Genomic DNA, 23,797 nt, shown 5'->3' on the forward strand with positions numbered 1-23,797 from the left:
GGCCGAGGTCCCGCTTCCGCTCAGGGCAGGGAGTCGAGGGGAACCGGCACCGTCACGTCGTCCTTGACGAGTTCCATCACCACGAAGGAGTGCGTCTGATGAACATTCGGTAGCCGACCGATCTGCTGGAGCAGCACGGCACGATAATGGGCGATGTCGTGGGTTCTCACCTTGAGCAGGTAGTCGAAATTCCCCGCCACCATATAGCAGCCCTGCACCTCGGGAATCAGGCGCACCGCCGCATTGAATCGATCCAGGGCGTCTTCGCTGGTCTTCTCCATGGTCACCAGCACCACCAGCACATGGCCCGCCCCGAGCTGCGCCGGGTCCAGGTCGGCACGGTAGCCGCGGATGATCCCTTCCTGCTCGAGGCGGCGGACCCGCTGGGCACAGGGCGTCTTGGTGAGGTTCACCCGGCTGGCCAGCTCGACGATGGGGAGTCGGCCATGCTCCTGCAGCTGGCTGAGGATACGGCGATCGATACGGTCCAGCTTGGTAGTCATATTGGCTACTCAAAACCTATATGGAGGACATAAGTAAAAGAATCTAGCGTTATTTGGAGCCAATTCCTAGATATTATGACCAATACTTAGTCTTGTAGGCTAGCAACATATAACAATGGCCCGAGCCGGAAAACGAGGGAGGACATCACCACCCGAGACGATACATTCCGGCAGTTCCCGTCACCGAACCGTATCGATCGCTCCCGAATACCCAGGATCGGCAGGCGGCGTATTGCCCAACACACAAGATCAGCAACAACGCATAACAACCCCAGGGTAATTGATATGACAAGTCCAACAACTCCAAGAGATGATAAGCAGCCAAGCCTGCTGCTTGCGCTGACTCCCGTCGTCCTGACACTGCTGGTACTGGCGGTGCAGCTGTTCTACTTCGGCGACTTCACGCCGCATATCCCGCTGGCCATCGGCCTGGCGATCACCAGCCTGGTCGGCGTCAAGCTCGGCTTCCGCTGGAAGCAGATCGAGGAAGGCATCTTCCACGTCATCCACGTCTCCCTGCCCTCCGTCTCGGTGTTGATCTGTGTCGGCATGATCATCGGCGTGTGGATCGCCAGCGGCACCGTGCCGACCCTGATCTACTACGGCCTGACGATCCTCTCGCCGGGCATCTTCCTGGCGGCGGCCATGCTGCTCTGCTCGATCGTCTCGCTGGCACTCGGTACCTCCTGGGGCACGGTGGGCACGGTGGGCCTGGCGCTGATGGGCATCGGCGCGGGCTTCGATATCCCCATGTACTGGACCGCCGGCGCGGTGGTCTCGGGCGCCTTCTTCGGCGACAAGGTCTCGCCGCTGTCGGATACCACCAACCTCGCCCCGGCGGTCACCGGCACGGACGTCTTCTCGCATATCAAGAACATGATGCCGACGACGATCCCGGCGATGCTGATCGCCTTCGTCATCTACCTGGTGGCGGGCTTTACCCTGATCGATGACGGCAACGCCTCCTTCGAGCGGATCGAGGCCATCACCGCCGCCCTGCAGGCGAATTTCACCATCTCGGCCTGGCTGCTGCTGCCGGCGGTGCTGGTCATCGCGCTGGCGGTCAAGCGCATGCCGCCCATTCCCTCGCTGTTCGCCGGCGCCCTGGCCGGTGCGGCCACCGCCATGCTCGTGCAGGGGGTCGGCGTGCACGATGTGCTGACCTATGCCAACAGCGGCTATTCGATCGACACCGGCGTCGCCGCCATCGACAGCCTGCTCAACCGCGGCGGCATCCAGTCGATGATGTGGACCATCTCGCTGGTGCTGATCGCGCTGGGCTTCGGCGGCGCACTGGAGAAGACCGGCTGCCTGGCGGCGATCATCCGCGCCATCATGACCAAGGTGCGTAGCTTCAAGGGCGTGCAGACCTCGGCGGTGTTGACCTCGGTGTCCACCAACCTGGTCGCCGGCGACCCCTACCTCTCCATCGCCCTGCCCGGCCGCATGTACGCGCCGACCTATCGGGGCATGGGCTACTCGACCCTGAACCTGTCCCGCGCCATCGAGGAAGGCGGGACCCTGATCTCGCCGCTGATTCCCTGGAACGCCGGTGGGGCCTTCGTGATCAGCGCCCTGGCGCTGGGCATCTCCGACGGCAATGTCGAGAACCTGCTGTATATCCCGCTGGCCTTCGCCTGCTGGCTGTCCCCGGTGATCGGCCTGATCTATGCCCAGACCGGCCTCTTCTCGCCCAAGGCCAGCGACGAGGAGCGGCAACTCTGGCAGGAACAGGGCGAAGCCATCGCCACCGACCTGGGCGCCGCCGGCCCAGCCAGCGACACCCCCGCCGTCAGCCCGCGCCCCTCGAGCTGACCTCCTCCCCGCCCCAGGCGGGGCCACGAAACTAGGAAGCCCAGCGGCTTGGCCGCTGGGCTTCCTGGTTGTTATATGGGCTATATAGCCACGGTCCGACGTCTCGGCGATATCGCCCGCAGGGCGATCCGGGGTATCACCAGGGGCGACTGCGTCGCCCAATCGTCCGGGGAACCCGGACTCCCACAACACCAGTGGCCACGACAAAGCCTGTGACCACCCAACCTATTGTGGGAGCGCGGATTCCGCGCGATATCGCCCGCAGGGCGATCTGGAAGGCCTTGGCTGTTACCCAAGGGCGACTGCGTCGCCCAATCGTCCGGGAAACCCGGACTCCCACAACACCAGTGGCCACGACAAAGCCTGTGACCACCCAACCTATTGTGGGACCGCCGGAGAGCCGAACTCCCACAAGACCCGTGGCCACCCAGCCTAGTGTGGGAGCTCGGCTGTGCCGCGCGATATCGCCCGAAGGGCGATTGGGTTTAGGCCAAAGCCTCCAGTACCCGTCGCCGGGAGGCCTCCTGGCGTTCGGCGTAGAGCGCCAGCTCGTCGGTGACCGGGGCGCCGAGGGCCGCCTCGAAGGCGTCGCGATTGGCGTTGCCGGCATAGGCCTGGTTCTCGCCGCCGCCCAGGTTGGACTGGAAGATGCCCGCGGCGCTCACCGGCAGGAAATCCTCGTAGGTGATCGGCTGAGCCACCACCAGGCCGCGCTCGATCAGCGCCTCCAGGTCGGCGTCGGCCTGCTGGCCGGCCTTTTCCCCCGCCTCGCTCAGGCGGTAATGGAAGAAGGCCAACTCCTGGCGGCGCAGCTCGTCATCGCCGTCGGGGAAGTCGGCGAAGACCTCGCCCAGCACCCGCTGGTGCGCCTCGTTGGCGAGCCCACTGGTCTGGCGGCGAGCCTCGTTCAGCAGCCGGTCGTAGAGGGCGCGCCCCTTGGCGGTGAGCGCCATGCCGCGCTGCTCGATCTCGCCGAAGCGGGCGGTATGGGTACCCTGCTGCTCGCCGGCGAAGCGGATCGACTCCTCCAGCGCCTTGAAGCTGGTCTGGCGCAGCAGGATCGGGCAGTCGCGACGAGGCGGGCCCTCGATCACCGCCTTGGGATCCATGCCCGCCGCCGGCATGCGCCGCTGCGCCTCGTCGATATCCAGGGTGCGCGGGGTCAGGTGGTTGATATGCGGGCCACAGAAGCAGACCACATCGGCGATCAGGCGGTGCTCGTCGTGAAGGGCCTGGTAGGTGGCCAGGTCGACGGTGGCCTCCCGATGCCAGCGGAAGGTCTCCAGGGCCTCGGCGACGAAGCGCTCGGCGTCGGCCTCGTTCAGCCCGCCCTGGGCCTCGCCGCGCGCGATCAGCTCGCGCACCCCGGGGGTGAAGATATCGCGCCGAGCGAGGATCTCCTCGGCGCGTTGGCGCAGTGTCGGGCTCTCGATCAGTTCCAAGCGCAGCAGCGAGGTGAAGATGCGGAAGGGGTTACGGGCCAGGGCGGCGTCCTCGATGGGCCGGAAGGCGGTGGAATGCACCGGCACGCCGGCCTCGGAGAGGTCGTAGTAACCCACCGGGTGCATGCCCATCACCGCGAAGAGGCGCCGCAGCATGGCCAGCTCCTCGGCACTGCCGACGCGGATGGCACCATGGCGCTCGACGCCGAGGCGCGCCAGCTCGTCATGGGCGCCGAGCCGCTCGGCCAGGGCCGGATCCTTGTCCAGGGTCTCCCGATTGACCGTCTCCACCAGCTCGAGCAGGGTCGAGTACTGGGGCACCTCGGCCTGGTACATGGCCGACATGGCCTGGGAGAAGCGATCGCGAATCTCGTCCGGGGAAAGAACGTCTGTGTTCATGGCTCGTGTCTCGTGGTTCAAGAGAGGGGGTTATCATCAGGGTAGCGGGAGGCGCTCGCCGTCCCGCCGTGAAATCAGGTCGGCAGCGACGCCAGGGCTCGCTCGATCAGCGCCAGGCCCTCCTCCAGGATGGCCGGCTCGGCGGTCAGCGGCGGCAACAGGCGCAGCACGTTGCGCTTACGGCCGCTGGGCATCAGCAACACCCCGGCCTCACACCCGGCCTCGAGCAGGGCCGCCAGGTGCTCGGCCCCACTGGCGGCGGGCGTGTCCTCGAAGACCACCCCGCGCATGGCGCCGATCCCGGTCAGGGCGCCCAACATGGGGAAGCGGCCGCTCTCCCGCCAGCGCTGGTGGGCCTCGACGATCAGCGTCTCCTGACGTTCGGCCCAGGCCGCCAGGCGCTCTTCCCGCATCACCTCCATAACCGCCAGGGCCGCGGCACAGGCCACCGCATTACCGGAATAGGTGCCGCCCAGGCCACCCTTGGCCAGGCTGTCCATGACCTCGGCGCGACCGGCCACGGCAGCCAGGGGCAGTCCCGCCGCCATGCTCTTGCCCATCAGCAGCAGGTCGGGCTCGATGCCCAGGTGAGTGAAGGCGAAGGGGTGGCCGGTGCGTCCGAAGCCGGACTGAATCTCGTCGCAGATCAGCAGGATGCCGTGGCGATCGCAGAGTTCGCGCAGGGCCCGGGCGAAGTCGGGGCAGAGCAGGCGGAAGCCGCCCTCCCCCTGCACCGGCTCGACGATAATGCAGGCCACCTCCTCGGCGGACACTTCCACCTCGAACAGGCGAGCCAGGGCACGCAGGGCCTCCTCAGCGGAGACCTCGCTATCGCGGCTGGGGAACGGCAGGTGATAGACCGGCCCCGGCAGGCTGCCCAGCCCGACCTTGTAGGGTTTGACCTTGCCGTTGAGATTGAGCGCCGCCAGGGTGCGCCCATGAAAGCCATCGTCGAAGGCGATCACCGCCTGACGCCCGGTGGCGCCCCGCGCCACCTTCAGGGCATTCTCGGTGGCCTCGGCGCCGCTGTTGGTGAGCATGCAGGAAAGCGGATAGGAGACCGGCACGAAGCGGTCCAGGGCCTCGGCCACCGCCAGGTAGCCACGATGCGGCAGGGCATTGAAGGCCGAGTGCATCAGGGTCTCCACCTGGGCCTTGACGGCCTCCACCACGGCGGGATGACCGTGCCCCAGGTTGAGTACGCCGATGCCACCGATAAAGTCGATATAGCGCCGTCCGGCCTCGTCCCAGACCTCGGCGTTGCGGCCGCGCTCGATGCACAGGGGGTGGACGATGCCTAGCGAACGACTGATGTAGGGAAGATCCATAGCGGTGCCTGTCGCCTTGTTCCATGCCAGAAGGGATTGCTGGCTATGGAATCAGACGAGGCGGACGGGGTTCAAACGAAAAAAAGCGCCCTATACATTCCTTATTGGAATTCCAGGACCGTTTCACCCCGGCCGACCCGATGACTTCAGTCGTGCCATGAAGCCATGGAATGCATCGCTCCCCGAGTGTCCCGCCGGGACGCCCCCATGATATTGCGGCCTAGCAGCGACCCTGCATGGCTAATCCCGGCGGACAGAAGCCGCCACGGTGGCTGCGGTGATGGTGGTGGCCACCACGGGAATCGATCTCGATCAGGGGTTCGGGGGTGATACGGGCCGGGGTATAGCTGCAGCCCGCCAGCAAGGCGGTGACGATCAGGGCCAGGGTCATGCGTGTCATATGGTGCCTCTCGAGGATAAACGGTTGCGTGCTATCCCCTTCGTTCCCGGCGCCGTCGGCTATTTACCCTGTCGCGGGGGCCTCTTGCGGGCCGGCGACGACGCGGCCGGCAGTATACCCCAAGCGCCGGGGAATGGGCCAAGGACTCCCTCCCCCCGTCGATCGCTGGCTTTTTATCGCCGGCTAAAGCCAGCTCCCACTAGATTGGGGGCAGCTCCTACAGGGCGTGGGTTGCCACTGGGGTGGCAGGACCGGCTCCAGCAGGCGATCGATGGGCTGCCGAGGTATCAAATCGCCGGCTAAAGCCAGCTTGTATGTTTGAAGGAGACCCAGAACGGGCAATAGTGAGAAGGCTTGTCGGGGTGGAGGGACGTAGCCAGCATCTGGCCCGATTGGGACACAGACCGTGGGAGACATGGCCCCACCCCACCCATCAAGCGCCGATAAGGAATCCATCGGCTGAGTGCCCCTCAGACCGACGATCTTGGCAAGCCAGCGCTTGGGTGCACCCCGACAAGCCTTTTCAACCTAGCGTGGAGGGCGAGAGATGACAATCCAGACCATCACCGGCATCGACGTCGCCAAGGACGAACTGGTGATCTATCGGCAGGATACCGACACCGAGGACGTGCTGGAGAATAACCAGGCCAGCATCAAAGGCTGGCTGCGTCGTCTACCCGCTCACTGCACCATCGCCATCGAGGCCACCGGTACCTATCACGTGTTGCTGATCAAATTGGCGTACCAGTGCGGGCATGTGGTCTACGTTATCGATGGCTACCAACTCAATCATTACCGGCAAGGCATTGGCGGCCGCGCCAAGACCGACAGCAGCGATGCCCGCCTGCTGGCCCGCTACCTCAGTCGTGAGCAAGAAGCCCTGCGGCCCTGGACCCCGCCACCGCCCGCCTACCGGGCGCTACAGACCCTGCTGCGCCGCCGCGCCACCCTCGTCAGGGCCCGGGTGGCGATTCAGCAGAGCTGCGCTGAATTACCGGAATTGAAGGCCCCACTCAAGCGCCTGGTCGCCCAGCTGACGCGCATCGACCAGGTCATCCAGGCCCGCCTGCGGGCCATCGTTCGTGAGGCAGGGCTCAGCCAGCACGTCGCCCGCTGCCAGGCCATGGAGGGGGTTGGCTCTCTGACGGCGACGGCCCTGGTGATGGCCTTCCTGCGGGGTGATTTTCGTCACAGTGATGCCTTCGTGGCCTTCCTGGGGCTGGATGTCCGCGTGCGTGACTCGGGAAGACAGCGTGGGCGGCGCAAGCTGACCAAGCAAGGCGATCCGGAGGTACGCCGTCTGCTATATAACGCGGCCATGGCGGCCAGCCGCCAGCCGGCTTGGCAAGCGACTTATCAGGGCTATCTGGCACGCGGGCTCAAGAAAACCCAAGCGCTGGTGATCGTAGCCCGGAAGCTGGCCCGCATCGCGTTTTCGCTGATGAAGCATGAGGTGGATTATCGCCCCCCAACCGCGGTGACGGCTTGAGGGGCAACATAGAATCTCCCACTAGGTAGGGGGCCATCTTCCACGGGGTAGGGGCTGCCTCTGGGGTGGTAGGAGCCTGCTTCAGCAGGCGATCCGACGTCTCGGCGATGGAGGTGGCGGGAATGGTTGGGTAAGTCCCCAAGGCCTCGAGATCAAACCAAGGTCTAATTGCCAACATCTCCGAAAATCAAGCTAAAACGCGACATCAGGGTGGGAAATAGTGTCAATTCATTATAGGCCACATTTTGTATACATGAATTGTTGCCAGGCATTCGCCTGACCGCTTAGTCTAAGTGCCAATAATCTGTATACAAAAAGCACGCAAGCGTTAGGCAAACCTATGACAACCACCACTACTGCGACACAGAACCCGGCACCCCGAAGTGCCTCGTTCTTCGACTTCTATGGCAAGCCTCCCCTGGCCAAGGCCATGCCGCTCTCGCTGCAGCACATCCTGGCAATGATCATGGGTACGGTCACCGTCCCCATCATCGTGGTCGGGGCAGTGGGCGCCAGCCTCGAAGAGAAGATGTTCCTGATCCAGATCTCGCTGGTGTTCTCCGGCCTGGCCACCCTGCTGCAGCTCTATACCCTGGGTCGACTGGGCGCCAGGCTGCCCACCATCTTCGGCGTGGGCTTCGCCTATGTCCCGACCCTCACCGCCATCGGCACCCAGTACGGTCTCGAGGGCATCCTCGGCGCCCAGGTCGTCGGCGGCATCGCCATGATGGTCACCGGGCTCTTTATCCAGCGCATTCGCCACCTCTTCCCGCCGGTGGTGGCCGGTACCGTGGTGCTGGTCATCGGCCTCTCCCTCTACGATATCGCCATCAACTACCTGGCCGGCGGCGTCGGCGCCCCCGACTACGGCGATATCAAGTACTGGGCCATCGGCGGCATTACCCTGCTGGTGGTGCTGGGGGTCTCGCAATTCGCCAGCGGCTTCCTCAAGCTGGCCTCCATCATCTGCGGCCTGCTGGCCGGCTATGCCATCTCCATGGCGCTCGGCCTGGTGAACTTCGATGCAGTGCGCGACGCCCCCTGGGTCAGCGCCCCCATGCCCCTGGCCTTCGGCCTCGAGTTCCACGCCGCCGCCATCATCTCCATGGTCATCATCTGCGTGATCAACTCGGTGCAGACCATCGGCGACCTGTCCGCCACTACCGTCGGCGGCATGAATCGCGAACTGGGCAAGAAGGAGTTGTTCGGCGGCCTGATGGGCAACGGCTTCACCACCATGGTGGGCTCCTTCTTCGGCGCCCTGCCCACCTCCACCTACAGCCAGAACGTCGGCATCGTGGCCATGACCAAAGTGATCAGCCGTTATGTGCTGGCCATCGCCGCCGTCTTCATGGTGGTCGCCGGCCTGCTGCCCAAGTTCGGCGCCCTGATGACCACCATCCCCTACCCGGTGCTGGGCGGCGCCACCATCCTGGTGTTCGGCATGATCACCATGACCGGCATCCAGTTGATCACCAAGGACGAGATGTCCGCCCGCAACATGACCATCGTCAGCCTGGCCCTGGCTCTGAGCATGGGCGTCTATGCGGTACCCGACGCCATCGCCCAGTTCCCTGAGACCCTGCGCCTGGTGCTGGGTGGCTCGCCCATCGTGATCGCCGCCCTGGTGGCCTTCACTCTCAACCTGATCCTGCCGCACAAGAGCCTGGCCGATGAGGAGGAAGAGCGTCGCCAGATCGAGGCCAAGCTCAACGAAGAGTAATCGCGCCAGCATCCCGCCGCGCTCCCATGATAGGCAGGGTGACCACTGGTTTTGTGGGAGTTCGGCGGTCCGGTTTCCCGGCGGTCCTACAATTAGCCTGGGTGGCCACTGGCTTACTGGTGGCCACTGGTGCTGGGAGAGGCCCTGGGGTTGTGGGAGTTCGGCGGTCCGGCGTACCGGTTTCCCGAACGATTGGGCGACGAAGTCGCCCTTGGGTGCCAAACCCCGGGGCGCTGTCGCTTGGAGTCCTGCGGAGACTCCAATCGCCGAAGCGCCGAAGCGTCGGACCGTCGGACCGTCGGACCGTCGGACCGTCGGACCGTCGGACCGTCGGCACAGCCGAGCTCCCACAATAGGCTTGGTGGCCACTGGTTTTGTGGGAACTTGGCTTTGCCGGGTGCCTAGCCTTTCAATCGCCGCAGCTCGATCAGGGTGCAGCGATCCTCCACATAGGCGAGCCCCGCCGCCTCGGCGATACGTCGTGCCTCAACACTGACGATCCCCAGCTGCAGCCACAGGCAGCGCGCACCAATGGCCACCGCCTGACGGGCGACCTCGGGGCAATGCTCGGGGCGGCGAAAGACATCCACCATATCCACCGGCTCGGGAAGATCGAGCAGGCTGGGATAGCAAGGCTCGCCCAGCACCTGATCGTGCCGGGGATTCACCGGCAGGACGCGAAAGCCGCGTGCCTGGAGAAAGGCCGCCACCCGGTGGCTGGCCCGGGAGGGGTCGGCGGAGAGTCCCACCACGGCGATGGTATGGGTGTGCTGCCACAGCGTCGCGAAATCCATCTCGTCACCTTTAACCAGCCAGCTGAGTTGATCATCGCAGGAATCGCCAGGAACTCACCCCGGCCTGTCCGTGAGAACGTGTGGTCCGACACGAGATATCACCCGCGGGCGACGACAAAGAAACATCAGTCGGTAAAGATATCCCGCAGCACCTCGTAGACGATATCGCTGGCGACCTCCACCAGCACCACATCCGCGCCGACCCGACGCCACTCGTAGCCCTCATAGCGGGGCAACTGGCGATAGAGGCGGTCGTCGAAGCGCCGTGCGATGCCGGGAGGCAAGGGCTTGCCCCGCTCCAGGTTCATGCGGATCCCCGGCGGCAAGGCCGCGCCCCGATCATGGCGCCACAGCTCGCGGTGATCACGGAAGATCCCGCGAATCAGGCGCTCCTCGATGCGTGGCCTGCTGCGGCTGTCCCCGGCCCAATAGTCGCGATCACGATCCCGGCGCCATTCGCGATCATCGCGGCGGTCACGGTCTCGGCTATGCCACTCCCGGCGGTCGTCCCGGTCACGCGACCAGCCATCCCGGTCGCGATCACGGCTGCGCCACTCCCGATCATCGTCGCCGCGTTCCCAGCGGTTACGGTCCTGCTCACGCTGGCGGCTCCACTGCGGGTCGTCGCCCCGGCGGCGCTCGTCCATCGCGGGGCCACCGCCCCGCTCCTCGACGAACTCCGGTGGGCCACCGCGCCCCTGGCCGGGGTTGGCGGGCTGAGCCAGGGCCGATCCCGCCGACAGCAGCAGGCCGCCGAGTCCCAGCAGGGTGCAATAGGTGATGGGTCGTTTCATGGCTCCTCCCAGGGTCGCCACACCGATGGCGACTCGCGCAAGAGACGGTGGGGCCGATGGCCTCTGGGTTGACTATGGTTCAGGCCTTGGAGCTTGGCCAGGCAGGGCCCGCCATTGCCATACTCTTGCCACCACTGTCGCGAATCAACGACAAGTGGAGCCCTCGATAGCCAGGAGCCATCGACGGCTTAGGCAGGTTTCATCATTTCGCCACCACCGCTTGATAAGATAAGAAGCGTTTTTTCGAGCCACAGGAATGCCGATATGGAAATGACTCACGCCCGTTATGGACGACTCAGCCGTGCCCTGCACTGGGCCATGGCCGCCCTCTTCGCCTGGCAGTTCGCTTCGGTGGGCGCTCGCGTGCTACTACCCGACTCACCGCTGGACGAGTTTCTCTGGGCCACCCACAAACCGCTGGGCGCCCTGCTGCTGCTGTTGGGCCTGCTGCGCCTGGCCTGGGCGCTCTGGGAACACCCCCGCCGGCCCGCCGCCCTCAACGGCGCCGCCCGGCTCGGCCACCTGGCGCTCTATGCACTGATGCTGGCGATCCCCGCCCTCGCCCTGCTGCGCCAATTTGGCTCCGGTCGCGCCTTCTCGCCCTTCGGCCTGCCGCTGATGCCGGGCTTCGACGGCGAGATCGAGTGGATGACCGCCCTGGGCAGCGCCCTCCACGGCCTCCTGGGCTGGACCCTGCTGGTGTTGCTGGTGGGGCATATCGCCATGGCCCTGCTGCATGGCCGCCTGGGCGGGCAGCCGGTGCTCAAGCGCATGGCCTGAGGCGCCCCCGGCCGGCTTGCCGTCGCCGGCAATTTCGGTAATCATCGCCCGTGCCGCCGGGGCCTCGTCTCCGGTGGCGCCCCTTAGCAACCCACCCGAGGCCCCATGATCCTCCTGGCTGTCTTTGCCACCCTTTCCATCGGCGTGTCCTTCGTCTGCTCCCTGCTCGAGGCCGCGCTGCTCTCCATGACCCCCAGCTATATTGCCCAGTTGCGTGAGAACCACCCCGCGCTGCATGCCCGCCTCGTGCGGCTGAAACAGAACATCGACCAGCCCCTGGCGGCCATCCTCACCCTCAACACCATCGCCCACACCGTGGGGGCCACCGGCGTCGGCGCCCAGGTCGTAGTGGTGTTCGGCGAGGCCTGGCTGGGTATCGCCTCGGCGCTGATGACCCTGCTGATCCTGTTTCTCTCCGAGATCATTCCCAAGACGGTGGGCGCCACCTACTGGCGCCAGCTCGCCTCACCCATGGCGCTGACCCTGATCGCCATGATCTGGAGCATGAAGCCCTTTATCTGGCTGTCGGAGCGGATCACCCGGCGCATCGGCAAGGACGCGCAGGACACCGATATGCGCGGCGAGATCAAGGCCCTGGCGCAGATCGGCCTGGAAGAGCAGGCCCTGGATGCCGACGAGGCCCGGGTCATTACCAATATCCTCAACCTGCACGATATCCGGGTGAAGGAAGTGATGACGCCACGCACCGTCTCGCTGGTCGTGACGCCACAGATGAACGTCGCCGAGTTCGACGAGAACCTCGGCCGCTCGCCCTTTACCCGCTTTCCGGTGATGGACGGCGGCGAGCAGGCGCTGGGCTATGTGCACAAGGCCGACACCTACCACGCCTCGGAGGAGGCGCCGCTGAAGTCGCTGATGCACCCGGTCAAGACGGTGATGGTGGACGACAGCGTCGAGCAGGTCTTCACCATGATGGTCCGCGACCGCCAGCACCTCACCGTGGTCTATGACGACCTGGGCACCTGGGTGGGCCTAATGACCCTGGAAGACGTGATCGAAACCATCCTCGGCCAGGATATCGTCGACGAGACCGATAACGTGGCCAACCTGCGCAAGTACGCCAAGCAGCGCTGGACCAAGGCGCTCAAGAAGGCCTGAGCAAGGCGCTAAGGCGCCGAGGCCAGCCCCCGGCCGGTTTTGTAGAACCCACGGGTATTGTGGGAGTTCGGGTTCCCCGGCGGTCCGACGCCTCGGCGATTGGGCGATGAAGTCGCCCTTGGTGGCAGCCCAAACCTCTCAGGATCGCCCTTCGGGCGATATCGCGCGGCATAGCCGCGCTCCCATACTAGGCCGGGTGACCAACCCCACAGTAGGCTGGGAGGCCAATCCCACAATAGGCTGGGTAACCACTGTTGCTGGGAGAAACACTGGTGTTGTGGGAGCTCGGGTTCCCCGAGCGATTGGGCGACGAAGTCGCCCTTGGGTGCCAGCCCGGATCGCCCTTCGGGCGAATCGCCGATGCGTCGGACCGGCAGAATCTGCGCTCCCACGGGGCTCGGGGGCTTTCCCAAAACTAGCCTGGGTGACCACTGGGGTTGTGGGAGCGAGGGTGTCCCGCGCGATTGGGCGACGCAGTCGCCCTTGGGTGCCAGCCCGGATCGCCCTTCGGGCGAATCGCCGATGCGTCGGACCGGCAGAATCTGCGCTCCCACGGGGCTCGGGGGCTTTCCCAAAACTAGCCTGGGTGACCACTGGTGTTGTGGGAGCTCGGGTTCCCCGCGCGATTGGGCGACGAAGTCGCCCCTGGGCCATGCCAACCCTATCGGGGAAAGCCATTGGCATCCAGGCGCAGGTCGTCGAAGGCGAAGGCATAGGCGCCCAGTTGGCCACGCTCCAGGCGCCAGCGATTGTTGCGGCCGAAGCGAATCGCCGCCTGCATCGCCACCAGGTCGAGGCGCCAGGCCTGCGCCTCGCGAACCAGGAAATAGGGCGGGCAATCACCGCGACTCAGCGGGGCACGCAGCACCACCCGATCGCCGGAGCCGCGCCGCACCTCCACCGGGCAGTCCGCCAGGCTCCGCGCCATATTGTCCATCTGCGCCGGGGTCACCACCCAGGATGCCAGCATCTCCCGCGTCTCGCGGCTATAGATCGCCAGGTCCGGATTATCGTTGCGCTGCGCCATGGCCTGGCGATAGGCCGCCAGTACCGCCTCGGGAGAATCCGCCACCTCGCCGGCCAGGGGCGTGGTCCCGGGGCGCCGAGCCCCCTCCCCCAGCCTGGCCGGCAGGCGCGCCCCCGCCCCGCCGCTGCCCGCCAGTCCGAGTGACCCAAGCGGGTCGGCCCCCTCGGCTTGCGCCACCAGCAGCTCGGTGGAAGCCAGGATGCCGTCGGCCACGCGCCCGGCGGCGAAAAACTCGGTCATCTGGCGCGCCTCCAGGTAGGCGATAAAGGCATCGACGAACACCCCCTCCAGGCCATGGCCCACCTCCAGGCGCAGCTCGTTGGCGGCCACGTCCAGCACCAGCAGCAGGCCGCGCCCCGACTCGCCCCCCAGGGCCAGGCGCCGGAACTCGGTCGCCGCATAGCGATCCAGGTCGCCCAGGTCGCGGTCGATCACCACCCGATAATCGATCCCATGATCCTCGCGCAGCAACCGGTGAGTCTCGACCAGCCGCCGCCGCTGCGCCTCGCTCAGCAGCCCGACGCGATCCTCCACCAGCAGCGGCGCCTGAGAAGAACGGCCTTGCCAGACCCAGCCCAGGGCCGCCAGGGCGAGCAGCACGCCGATCAGCAGGGCGACAAGGCGCGCCCCCATTAGAACTCCACCACCAGAGGCTCGTGGGCCTCGGCCGGCGCCTCGAAGTAATCGCCGGGCTCGAGCCCCATGGCATCCGCCACCCAGCGCCCGAAGAAGCCATCCAGGCTGGCGTTATAGTCGCGTACGGCGGCGTTGTAACGCATGCGGGCCACATTGATGCGGTTATCGCTGCCCTCGAGCTGTGCCTGGAAGCGCAGGAACTGATCCCCCGAGCGCAGTTCGGGATGCTCGCCGGCGCGGCTCATCAGGCGCCCCAGGTCGTGGGTCAAGGCCGCCTCCAGCCTGGCCAGGCGTGCCGGCTCGCCGCGGGCCTCGTTCAGGGCCTCGCGCAGCCCCTGGGCGCGCTCGCGCACCAGTTCCACCAGGGTCTCGCTCTCGTAGTCCATATGCGCCTGCAGGCTGCGTACCAGGTTGGGCACCAGTTCGGCGCGGCGCTGCAGGTTGCTCTCCACATCGGCCCAGGCGGCGGCCACCGCTTCGCGGCGCTCCACCAGTTGGTTATGGACCAACCAGGGCACGGCGATCACCGCCGCCCCCAGCAACACGATGATCAGCAGGCGGATGGCGCCGCCATCGACCTGCCCGCGTGAATTCGACGCCGCCATGGCCAAGCCTCCCTATGCGTGGCGATCTCCTTGCACCAGCGTAGCCGAATACGCCGGGCATAGGGGCCGTGTCGGCGCATCCCACGACGCCGGTCACTCGAGGCATCCCTCCGCCACGGCAAGAACACGACAGGAGCGACTACGCTGATAACGACTCGTTACTCCAAGGAGGGAATCATGCGTCTTGCCAGCTTGCTCGTCGTCCTGCTGCTGACCTGCCTGCCGGTCGACCCCTCCCTGGCGCAATATGCACCCACGCCGCCACCCAGCACCTATGTTGGTATCCCCTCCGTCGACTTCGCCCCTTCCGCTCAGAAAAACTCCAACTGGTGCTGGGCCGCCTCCATCCAGATGGTCATGAACCACTATGGCGTCGCCCTCTCCCAGGAGCAGATCGTCGCCAGGACCTACGGCGTCGATCCCTACGGCAACCTGCCCAACTGGACGGCACATATTCCACAGATCCACGCCAACCTGAATCATTACTCCCAGGACAGCGACGGGCGGCCCTATCGGGTAACCGCCAGGATGGGCTGGGGCGCGCCTGTCCCCGCCGTGCTGCTGGACGAGTTGAACCGGGGGCATCCGGTTATCGTCGGCTATCGAAGCGGGCCCAACAGCGCCCATGCCATCGTGATCACCGCGGCGAGGTACACCATGACGCCTCGGGGCCCGATGATCCTGGCCCTGGTGGGCCGCGACCCCTGGCCATCCTCGCAAAACCTGGCCAACCGAGGGCGGGTGGAGATTCCCGGAGACAGGTTGGCCCAGGCGATCATGGCGCATTGGTATACACGGGTCGATTGATCCCACTGATTTTGTGGGAGTTTACGGTTCGCGCTCCCACAATTAGCCTGGGTGGCCACTGGTGTTGTGGGAGTCCGGATTCCGGCGGTCCGACGCTTCAGCGATTGGTGACGAAGTCGCCCTGGGTGGCAGCCTGGATCGCCCTTCGGGCGATATCGCGCGGAATCCGCGCTCCCACCGAAACCATGGTGGCGGCTTGAGGGGCAACATAGAATTTCCCACAGGGAGTGAGGTGGCTATTCCACAGGAACTTTGATGGCCACTGGGGTTGTGGGAGTTCGGCGGTCCGGCGTACCGGTTCCCCGGCGGTCCGACGCTTCGGCGATTGGCGACGAAGTCGCCTTGGGGCTGGGGGGCTATCCCCGATTTTCCCCGATTAACCCGCCAGGCTTTACTTCCACGCTGGGGGCGCCGAAGCTGATCACTTACATAGTGATAACAAAGCCGCCGCAGGGGATGCCATGACCGCCACGAGTTCTCCCAACCCACGCCTGACGGCCGGCGTTATCGCCACCGCCGTCGTCACCTTTACCCTGCTGCTGCATTTCACCTTTCCCAATATGGGCGGGGCGGGGCTGCGGCTGCCCTTCAATGCCACGGTGTGGATGGGCTTCGGCCTGCTGATGGCGCTGGCCCTATGGCCCGCCGCCCGGGGCGTGATTCGCTACAGTCACTTCCACCTGGGGGTCGGGCTGCTGCTGCTGGCATTATGGCTGCCCTTCGCCTGGAGCTGGAACCCGGCCTCGATGATCGCCTTTCCGCGCCTGCTGGGGGCTACGGCGGGGGCCATTCTGCTGCTGGGCCTGGCCCAGCTAAGGCTCCGACGCCGCGACTGGTGGTGGCTGGGCATGGCGATCCTGCTCGGCGCCCTGGTGGCCAGCGTCTTCGGTTATGTGCAGCGCTACTGGTTGGTAGAGGGCAACTGGATGGGCTACGACCCGGCCTATGGTCGCCCCTATGGCATCTTCCAGCAGGTCAATGTAATGAGCAGCTTCCTGGTCACTGCCCTGGTGGTCTCCGCCTGGCTGTATGGCGAGGCCGGGCGGCGCTGGGAGAAGGGCGTGGTCCTGCTGGCGCCGCTGGCGATACCGGCACTGGTATTGATGATCCAGTCGCGCACCGGCTGGCTGGCGGCGTTGATCGCCCTGCCCCTGGTAATGGCCCATCTATATGCCCAGGACCGCCGCCAGTTCGCCCAGTGGGCCGGCGCCCTGGGACTCGGTACCGTTCTGGGGCTGCTGCTCTGGTGGGCGCCCTGGTCGGACGTTCGCATCGAGCGGGACCTCGGCAGCGCCGGCGAGCGGCTGCCGGTCTATCTGCATAGCCTAAGGATGATTCTCGAGGAGCCGCTCAGCGGCTGGGGCTATGGGCGCTTCCAGCACGACTTCCTGCATAGCTTCGCCGACTGGCGCGCCGCCCTGCCGATCAACCAGCCGGAAATCGTCGAGCCATTTATTACCCAAAACTATAGCCACCCGCATAATGAGCTACTGCTGTGGGGCATGGAGGGCGGCCTGCTGCCGATGGCGGCGATCCTCGCCTTCGGCGGCTGGGTACTTTGGCGAATACTCGCCCATGGGCCCAGGGGCAAACGGCTACTCTACTGCGCCCTGCTGCTGCCGCTAGCCCTGCATACGATGACCGAGTACCCCTTCTACCACTCCATCGCCCACTGGCTGGCCTTTCTGCTATTGCTGGGACTGGTCGCCGAGCGCTGCTGGCCCAGCCGGGAAAGGGCCAATCGCTATACCTTCGGAATTCGGGTGGGGGGCTGGCTGGCGGTGCCAGTGCTTTGGGTCTTTATGGCAACGCACCTTCATACGCTTTGGCAAATCAAGTTCCATACAGCTGGGGATAATAAAGCTCCCCTTACTGGATTGATCAACCCTCTTGGAACACCGCTGGAGCTAGATTTTATCATGATGACTCAGCAGCTTTCTTCTTCTGTAGAGATTGGAATGACATCAACGACAGAAGAGTATCTCGCTTGGGCTCACCATCATAGCCAGATTGCTCCAACATCTAGCTTATATTCCAATATCATACAAGCACAGCACAGCTTAAATATCATAAACCCATATTTTTTAGATGAAACGAGATACTTATTCCCCGCTTCAGATGAAATAAGACTGGCATTAAGCATTACAGAAAGAGAAAATTAAAAAAAGCGGCTGGCAACGCCAGCCGCATACTTTTAAAACCACCTAGCCGTTACTGACAGCCAGAAGGCAGGTACTTGATATCACCACCGCCTGCAGGCGCACACTCCCAGTCAACAATAGCATTACTTGCAATATCTGGTTCAAGCGTGAACTGATAGCCCTGAACGGCGGCATTCACTGGGCTACCTGCACCACGCAAGGTTACTGTAATTATCCCTCCAGCATCATGAGTTGCAGAAGCAGTATATCGACCACCTGCATCAGCATCATACTGATTAGCAGGAGGCATAGCGCCCTGCGACATGAAATGCTCAGTAATGCTAGTTTTTATTGCACCAGCGGTTGCAACACCCTCAGCCACCTGCGACCTAGCAACATAATCACGGTATGCAGGAATGGCCACTGCAGCCAGGATCCCCACAATCGCCACCACGATCATTAGCTCGATCAGGGTAAAGCCGCCCTGACCGGCTTTTACATAGCGCTTCATGCCCTGTTGTGTCTTCATCACGATCACCCCTCTGTTGTTTCGCGAGCTGGCCCCTTGCCCTTGTCCAGTCTCACGCCACCGACTACCTCATTTGCCGCTTCCCACTTCAGTTCTTCGGCTGGTTCCCTGCCGACCCCAGGCGCCGCGTCCTTCTGCGGTCACCCCGGGCCACGCCAGCAGTCTAGCCAGCGCCTGCGGGTCGGGATGGGCCCCCTTTCAACGCTCGAGCCGGATAGCCCGACGCGATAACGGTGCCCGATCCCGTTGCACAAATTTACAATAGATTACACAATCGGACTGCGCAAGGTGATCTTGCGGGGGTGTGGCGGGGTGTCGCGGCTACAGCCCGGTGGCCTTAGCGCGCTTCTCAACGGGACCCTCAACGGCCGGAAGCCGCTAGACTGACCTAGGCTAGGGTGTGTTAGGGAGTGTTAAGGGGGCTAGGGGCTGGTGATGCTGGCTGGCTGTGAGACTAGGGGGGGACAGGGGCGTGGGACAGGGGCGACTGCGTCGCCCAATCGCTCGGCGGAGCAGAGCTCCCACAACCCCAAAACCCACAACCCCAAAACCCACAACCCCAAAACCCACAACCCCAAAACCCACAACCCCAAAACCCACAACCCACAACCCACAACCCACAACCCACAACCCACAACCCACAACCCACAACCCACAACCCACAACCCACAACCCACAACCCACAACCCACAACCCACAACCCACAACCCACAACCCACAACCCACAACCCACAACCCCAGTGGCCACCCCGGCAACCAGCCAGGGCTACTATGGGGGGCTAGAGCCAGTTGCCATCAGGGCATCGGATCGAGGAGCCGTTATGCATGATTCGCATCCGCCGTCGGTGGATTATCAGAGCCTGGTCGCCCAGAGCACGGCTTCTGGGCCGATGGGCGGGGGGGGCGGCGCCCACCTGGTAGCGTCGGACCTGCGCGGCCTGGCGCGGCGCCTGGTGGTGGATGAGCTGCTCTCGGAGGCGGCGGCGCGCCGCGCCGAGGAGGAGGCCCGGGAGGAGGACGTGTCGCTGATGGCCCATGTCATCGAGGCCGGCCTGGTGACGCCGCGCCAGGCGGCGCTGGCGGCGGCCTGGGAGTATGGGCTGTCGCTGATCGACCTGGACGCGGTGCGCCCGGACAGCCTGCCCGCCGCGGAGAGCATGCCGGAGCGGATACTGCGCAAGCTCTCGGTGCTGCCGCTGCTGCGCCATGACCACCGCCTGACGGTGGCGGTGCCCTACCCTTCGACGCTGGCCCAGCTCGACGAGTTGCAGTTCGCCACCGGCCTCAACGTGGAGGGGGTGCTGGCGCCGATGGACCAGTTGGGGCCGGCGCTGGAGAACTACCTGACCCACGCCGACAGCCAGGAGATGATGAAGGGCCTGGAGGGCGCCGACCAGGCGCTGGACAACCTGGACTACGAGGAGTACGACCCGGAGAAGGAGAGCCCCGCGGTCACCGCCGGCAGCGAGGATGCCCCGGTGGTGCGCTTCGTCAACAAGATCTTGCTCGATGCCATTCGCCGCGGCGCCTCGGATATCCATTTCGAGCCCTACGAGACCCTCTATCGCATCCGCTTTCGCATCGACGGCATCCTGCTGGAGGCGGCACGCCCGCCCTTCAATATGCGCCAGCGCATCGCCGCCCGCCTCAAGGTGATGTCGAAGCTGGATATCTCTGAGCGGCGCCTGCCCCAGGACGGCGCCATCAAGATGCGCCTGTCGCGCAACCGCTCCATCGACTTCCGGGTCAGCACCCTGCCCACCGTCTATGGCGAGAAGATCGTGCTGCGCATCCTCGATCCGACGTCGGCGCAGATGGGCATCGACGCCCTGGGCTTCACCCCGGCGCAACGCGAGATGTACGAACGGGTCCTGGACGAGCCCCAGGGCATGATCCTGGTCACCGGCCCCACCGGCAGCGGCAAGACGGTGACCCTGTATACCGGCATCAATCTCCTCAACACCCTGGAGCGCAATATCTCCACCGCCGAGGACCCGGTGGAGCTCAAGGTGCCGGGGGTCAACCAGGTGAACGTGCTGCCCAAGATCGGCCTGGACTTCGCCAGCGCCCTGCGCGCCTTCCTGCGCCAGGACCCGGACGTGGTGATGGTCGGCGAGATCCGCGACCTGGAGACCGCCGAGATCGCCGTCAAGGCGGCCCAGACCGGCCACCTGGTGCTCTCCACGGTGCATACCAACTCGGCCTCAGAGACCCTGACCCGTATGGCCAATATGGGCGTGGCGCCCTTCAATATCGCCAGCTCCGTCAGCCTGATCATCGCCCAGCGGCTGACCCGCAAGCTGTGCCCGCGCTGCAAGCAGCCGGCGGAGATCCCCCGGGAAGCGCTGCTGGCCGAAGGCTTTACCGAGGAGGAGGTCGCCTCGGCCACCATCTACCATCCGGTGGGCTGTCGCCACTGTACCCAGGGCTACAAGGGCCGCGAGGGGATCTACGAGGTGGTGCCGGTCTCCGAGGCGATCAGCCAGTTGATCATGCGCCAGGGCAACGCCATGGAACTGGCCGACCAGGCGCGCCGCGAGGGCCATCCGGACCTGCGCCGCAGCGGCCTGCTCAAGGTGATGCAGGGCATCACCAGCCTGGAAGAGGTCAACCGGGTAACCAAGGACTAAACGGGAGGGGCCGCGATGGCGACCATGACACGCCGAGCCAAGGCGCAGCAGGCCAGGCAGCAGGTAAAGCTCTACCAGTGGCAGTGGAGCGGCAAGGCCCCCAGCGGGCGCAAGGTGACGGGCACCCTGATCGCCGCCAACCGCGCCGAGGTGGAGAAGACCCTGAGGGGCCAGAACATCATCGTGCGCACCATTCGCCGCAAGGGAGGCATGGGCGGCATGGGACGCATCAAGGCCCGCGACGTCATGCTCTTCGCCCGCCAGATGGCCACCATGATCCGCGCCGGGGTGCCCATGCTGCAGGCCCTGTCGGTGGTGGCCGAGAGCCTCAAGAAGCCCGCCATGAGCGCCCTGGTGCAGCAACTGATGAGCGACGTGACCGCCGGCACCAACCTCTCGGCGGCGATGCGCAAGCACCCCAACCACTTCGATTCGCTGTTCGTCAACCTGGTGGAGGCCGGCGAGCACTCCGGCTCGCTGGATCATATGCTCGACCGGGTGGCGGCCTACAAGGAGAAGCTGGAGACCCTCAAGGGGCGGGTCAAGAAGGCGCTGTGGTACCCGGCGGCGGTGATCGCCGTGGGCATCGCCGTCACCGCCCTGCTGCTGATCATGGTGGTGCCCCAGTTCGAGGCGCTGTTCCACGACTTCGGCGCGGAACTTCCGGCCATGACCCGCATGACCGTCCGCTTCTCGGAGCTGGCCCAGGCCTACTGGCTCTGGGCGCTGGGGGGCTTTATCGCCTTCGTCTTCGTGATCCGCCAGGGCATCAAGCGATCGGAGGCCTTCGCCTACCGCATGCATGCCTGGTCGCTGAAGATTCCGGTAATCGGCGATATCCTCGACAAGTCGGCGGTGGCGCGCTATTCGCGGACACTGGCCACCACCTACGGCGCCGGGGTGCCCATGGTGGAGTCGCTGGACGTGACCTCCGGCGCTACCGGCAACAAGGTCTACGAGCGGGCGGTGCGCCAGATACGCGAGGACGTGGCCACCGGCCAGCAGTTGCACTTCGCCATGCGCCTCACCGAGCAGTTCCCGCCGCTGGCGGTGCAGATGGTCGGCATCGGCGAGGAATCCGGCGCGCTGGACGCCATGCTCAACCGGGTGGCGGACTACTACGAGGAAGAGGTGGACAACAAGGTGGACACCCTCACCTCCCTGCTGGAGCCCTTTATCATCGTGGTGCTGGGCGTGCTGGTAGGCGGCCTGGTGATCTCCATGTACCTGCCCATCTTCGAGCTGGGCAGTGTGGTCTAGGCTGGGGGGAGCCTTGGTAGCCACTGGTGTTGTGGAATCCACTGACTTACTGGTGGCCACTGGTGTTGGGAGAGGCTCTGGGGTGGTGGGAGTCTGGGTGGCCACTGGCTTTGTGGTGGCCACTGGTGCTGGGAGAGGCTCTGGAGTTGTAGGAGTCTGGGTGGCCACTGGCTTTGTGGTGGCCACTGGTGCTGGGGGGAGGCTCTGGGGTTGTGGGAGTCAGGCTCTCCGGCGGTCCGACGCTTCGGCGATTGGGCGACGCAGTCGCCCTTGGGTGGCAACCAAGACCTTCCAGATCGCCCTTCGGGCGATATCGCTCGGACCCGGGACGCCGGACCGCCGAGCTCCCACAATAGCCTGGGTGGCCACTGGCTTACTGGTGGCCACCGGTGCTGGGAGAGGCTCTGGTGCTGGAAGAGGCACTGGTGCTGGGAGAGGCTCTGGAGTTGTGGGAGTCAGGCTCTGCCGGACGATTGGGCGACACAGTCGCCCTTGGGTGCCGGCCAGGATCGCCCTTCGGGCGATATCGCTCGGAATCCGAGCTCCCACAATAGCCTGGGTGGCCACTGGCTTTATGGTGGTTACTGAAGCTGAGAGAGGCTCTGGTGCTGGAAGAGGCTCTGGTGCTGGGAGAGGCTCTGGAGTTGTGGGAGTTCGGCTCTGCCGGACGATTGGGCGACGCAGTCGCCCTTGGGTGCCGGCCAGGATCGCCCTTCGGGCGATATCGCTCGGAATCCGAGCTCCCACAATGGCCTGGGTGGCTACTGGCTTTATGGTGGTTACTGGAGCTGAGAGAGGCTCTGGTGCTGGGGGAGGCTCTGGTGCTGGAAGAGGCTCTGGGGTTGTGGGAGTCAGGCTCTGCCGGACGATTGGGCGACGCAGTCGCCCTTGGGAAATGAATCAGGAGGCGCCATGGATCGGCATCCCCCTCATAGCCATTCCCTCCGCAAGGGCCGCCACTCTCTTCCCGGCCAATGGTATCTGGTGACCTTTGCCACCCAGGAGCGCCGGCCGGTATTCCTCGACCCTCCTGCTGCCCACCTGGCCTGCCAATCCTTCTATGCCGAGAGCGTCAGCCATGAGGCCAGCACGTTGAGCTTCGTGGTGATGCCTGACCATGTTCACTGGCTACTGCGCCTCGACGGCCAGCTATCCGAGGCGGTACGAATCTACAAGGCCAGGGTCTCCGCCGGGCTGGGGCAGAAGATCTGGCAACCCGGCTTTCATGACCGGGCGCTGCGCCGTGAAGAAGATCTCAAGCCTACCGCTCGCTACCTGGTGGCTAACCCCATCCGTGCGGGCCTGGTCGAGCATATCGGTGACTATCCCTATTGGGATGCCATCTGGCTTTAAACTGTGCCAGTTGGGGTAGCCACTGGTGTTGGGAGAGACTCTGGGGTTGTGGGAGTCAGGCTCTCCGGCGGTCCGACGCTTCGGCGATTGGCGCCGCCAGGCGCCCTTGGGTGGCAGCTAAGACCTTCCAGATCGCCCTTCGGGCGATATCGCGCGGAATCCGCGCTCCCACAATAGGTTGGATGGCCATCCCCACAATTAGCCTAGGTGGGTCATCCCCACA

Annotated in this window: 19 protein-coding genes; 10 read left to right on the top strand and 9 right to left on the bottom strand. The window is 65.0% G+C overall.

From position 1 onward, the window contains the following. Window positions 1-20: 20 nt before the first annotated feature. On the bottom strand, window positions 21-503 hold the full coding sequence (locus ACQ1W9_RS10890; protein ID WP_431023393.1) for an Lrp/AsnC family transcriptional regulator: 483 nt from the start codon (window positions 501-503) through the stop codon (window positions 21-23). A gap of 285 nt (window positions 504-788) precedes the next feature. Here ACQ1W9_RS10890 and nhaC point away from each other — a divergent pair, with 285 nt between their 5' ends. Then, window positions 789-2,318: a Na+/H+ antiporter NhaC gene (gene nhaC, locus ACQ1W9_RS10895; RefSeq protein ID WP_431023394.1), complete on the top strand. Its 1,530-nt coding sequence runs from the start codon at window positions 789-791 to the stop codon at window positions 2,316-2,318. Between the two features lie 485 nt (window positions 2,319-2,803). Here the strand turns inward: nhaC and hglS are convergent, their stop codons facing one another. The 3 genes from hglS to ACQ1W9_RS10910 all read right to left on the bottom strand — a co-directional run bounded on the left by hglS (window position 2,804) and on the right by ACQ1W9_RS10910 (window position 5,887). Beyond that, the gene (gene hglS / locus ACQ1W9_RS10900; RefSeq protein WP_431023395.1) at window positions 2,804-4,159 is read right to left on the bottom strand and encodes a 2-oxoadipate dioxygenase/decarboxylase HglS; all 1,356 of its coding nucleotides are present in this window, start codon (window positions 4,157-4,159) and stop codon (window positions 2,804-2,806) included. Between the two features lie 74 nt (window positions 4,160-4,233). Beyond that, window positions 4,234-5,487 carry a 2-aminoadipate transaminase gene (locus ACQ1W9_RS10905; protein ID WP_431023396.1) on the bottom strand — a complete coding sequence of 418 codons (1,254 nt, stop codon included), beginning with the start codon at window positions 5,485-5,487 and terminating at the stop codon, window positions 4,234-4,236. A gap of 220 nt (window positions 5,488-5,707) precedes the next feature. After that, complete coding sequence (locus tag ACQ1W9_RS10910; protein ID WP_431023397.1) at window positions 5,708-5,887, bottom strand: hypothetical protein; 180 nt, start codon at window positions 5,885-5,887, stop codon at window positions 5,708-5,710. Between the two features lie 547 nt (window positions 5,888-6,434). Here ACQ1W9_RS10910 and ACQ1W9_RS10915 point away from each other — a divergent pair. Together ACQ1W9_RS10915 and ACQ1W9_RS10920 are read left to right on the top strand one after the other, a co-directional pair. After that, complete coding sequence (locus ACQ1W9_RS10915; protein WP_431023398.1) at window positions 6,435-7,376, top strand: IS110 family transposase; 942 nt, start codon at window positions 6,435-6,437, stop codon at window positions 7,374-7,376. Window positions 7,377-7,716: 340 nt separating this feature from the next. Continuing rightward, the gene (locus tag ACQ1W9_RS10920; protein ID WP_431023399.1) at window positions 7,717-9,099 is read left to right on the top strand and encodes a uracil-xanthine permease family protein; all 1,383 of its coding nucleotides are present in this window, start codon (window positions 7,717-7,719) and stop codon (window positions 9,097-9,099) included. 401 nt (window positions 9,100-9,500) lie between these two features. Here ACQ1W9_RS10920 and ACQ1W9_RS10925 read toward each other — a convergent pair whose 3' ends face one another. Continuing rightward, window positions 9,501-9,893, bottom strand: a complete 393-nt coding sequence (locus ACQ1W9_RS10925) for a CoA-binding protein (RefSeq protein WP_431023400.1) — start codon at window positions 9,891-9,893, stop codon at window positions 9,501-9,503. A 125-nt stretch (window positions 9,894-10,018) separates the two neighbouring features. Then, a complete protein-coding gene (locus tag ACQ1W9_RS10930) occupies window positions 10,019-10,687 on the bottom strand; it encodes an anti-virulence regulator CigR family protein (protein WP_431023401.1) in 669 nt (222 codons plus the stop codon). A gap of 264 nt (window positions 10,688-10,951) precedes the next feature. On the opposite strand from ACQ1W9_RS10930, the gene ACQ1W9_RS10935 reads away from it, so the two are divergent. Continuing rightward, complete coding sequence (locus tag ACQ1W9_RS10935) at window positions 10,952-11,467, top strand: cytochrome b (RefSeq protein WP_431023402.1); 516 nt, start codon at window positions 10,952-10,954, stop codon at window positions 11,465-11,467. A 105-nt stretch (window positions 11,468-11,572) separates the two neighbouring features. Next, window positions 11,573-12,586 (top strand): CNNM domain-containing protein, encoded by a 1,014-nt coding sequence (locus tag ACQ1W9_RS10940; protein WP_431023403.1) that lies wholly within the window; start codon window positions 11,573-11,575, stop codon window positions 12,584-12,586. Between the two features lie 661 nt (window positions 12,587-13,247). On the opposite strand, the gene ACQ1W9_RS10945 is transcribed toward ACQ1W9_RS10940, so the two are convergent. Beyond that, on the bottom strand, window positions 13,248-14,246 hold the full coding sequence (locus ACQ1W9_RS10945; RefSeq protein WP_431023404.1) for a TPM domain-containing protein: 999 nt from the start codon (window positions 14,244-14,246) through the stop codon (window positions 13,248-13,250). Continuing rightward, window positions 14,246-14,854 carry a LemA family protein gene (locus tag ACQ1W9_RS10950; protein ID WP_431023405.1) on the bottom strand — a complete coding sequence of 203 codons (609 nt, stop codon included), beginning with the start codon at window positions 14,852-14,854 and terminating at the stop codon, window positions 14,246-14,248. The genes ACQ1W9_RS10945 and ACQ1W9_RS10950 overlap by 1 nt, the downstream gene beginning before the upstream one ends. Window positions 14,855-15,031: 177 nt before the next feature. Here ACQ1W9_RS10950 and ACQ1W9_RS10955 point away from each other — a divergent pair, with 177 nt between their 5' ends. Continuing rightward, window positions 15,032-15,661, top strand: coding sequence for a C39 family peptidase (locus ACQ1W9_RS10955; RefSeq protein WP_431023406.1), 630 nt, complete (start codon window positions 15,032-15,034; stop codon window positions 15,659-15,661). A gap of 461 nt (window positions 15,662-16,122) precedes the next feature. Further along, complete coding sequence (locus tag ACQ1W9_RS10960) at window positions 16,123-17,823, top strand: Wzy polymerase domain-containing protein (RefSeq protein ID WP_431023407.1); 1,701 nt, start codon at window positions 16,123-16,125, stop codon at window positions 17,821-17,823. 49 nt (window positions 17,824-17,872) lie between these two features. On the opposite strand, the gene ACQ1W9_RS10965 is transcribed toward ACQ1W9_RS10960, so the two are convergent. Further along, complete coding sequence (locus ACQ1W9_RS10965; protein ID WP_431023408.1) at window positions 17,873-18,331, bottom strand: pilin; 459 nt, start codon at window positions 18,329-18,331, stop codon at window positions 17,873-17,875. An 890-nt stretch (window positions 18,332-19,221) separates the two neighbouring features. Here ACQ1W9_RS10965 and pilB point away from each other — a divergent pair. The 3 genes from pilB to ACQ1W9_RS10980 all read left to right on the top strand — a co-directional run bounded on the left by pilB (window position 19,222) and on the right by ACQ1W9_RS10980 (window position 23,574). After that, complete coding sequence (pilB, locus tag ACQ1W9_RS10970) at window positions 19,222-20,961, top strand: type IV-A pilus assembly ATPase PilB (protein WP_431026438.1); 1,740 nt, start codon at window positions 19,222-19,224, stop codon at window positions 20,959-20,961. Between the two features lie 15 nt (window positions 20,962-20,976). Then, window positions 20,977-22,221: a type II secretion system F family protein gene (locus tag ACQ1W9_RS10975; protein WP_431023409.1), complete on the top strand. Its 1,245-nt coding sequence runs from the start codon at window positions 20,977-20,979 to the stop codon at window positions 22,219-22,221. A 912-nt stretch (window positions 22,222-23,133) separates the two neighbouring features. Then, window positions 23,134-23,574 carry an REP-associated tyrosine transposase gene (locus ACQ1W9_RS10980; protein WP_431023410.1) on the top strand — a complete coding sequence of 147 codons (441 nt, stop codon included), beginning with the start codon at window positions 23,134-23,136 and terminating at the stop codon, window positions 23,572-23,574. Window positions 23,575-23,797: the final 223 nt, after the last annotated feature.

Source organism: Halomonas sp. H5 (assembly GCF_050613175.1).
In the GTDB taxonomy this organism is placed as follows: Bacteria; Pseudomonadota; Gammaproteobacteria; order Pseudomonadales; family Halomonadaceae; genus Bisbaumannia; species Bisbaumannia salifodinae.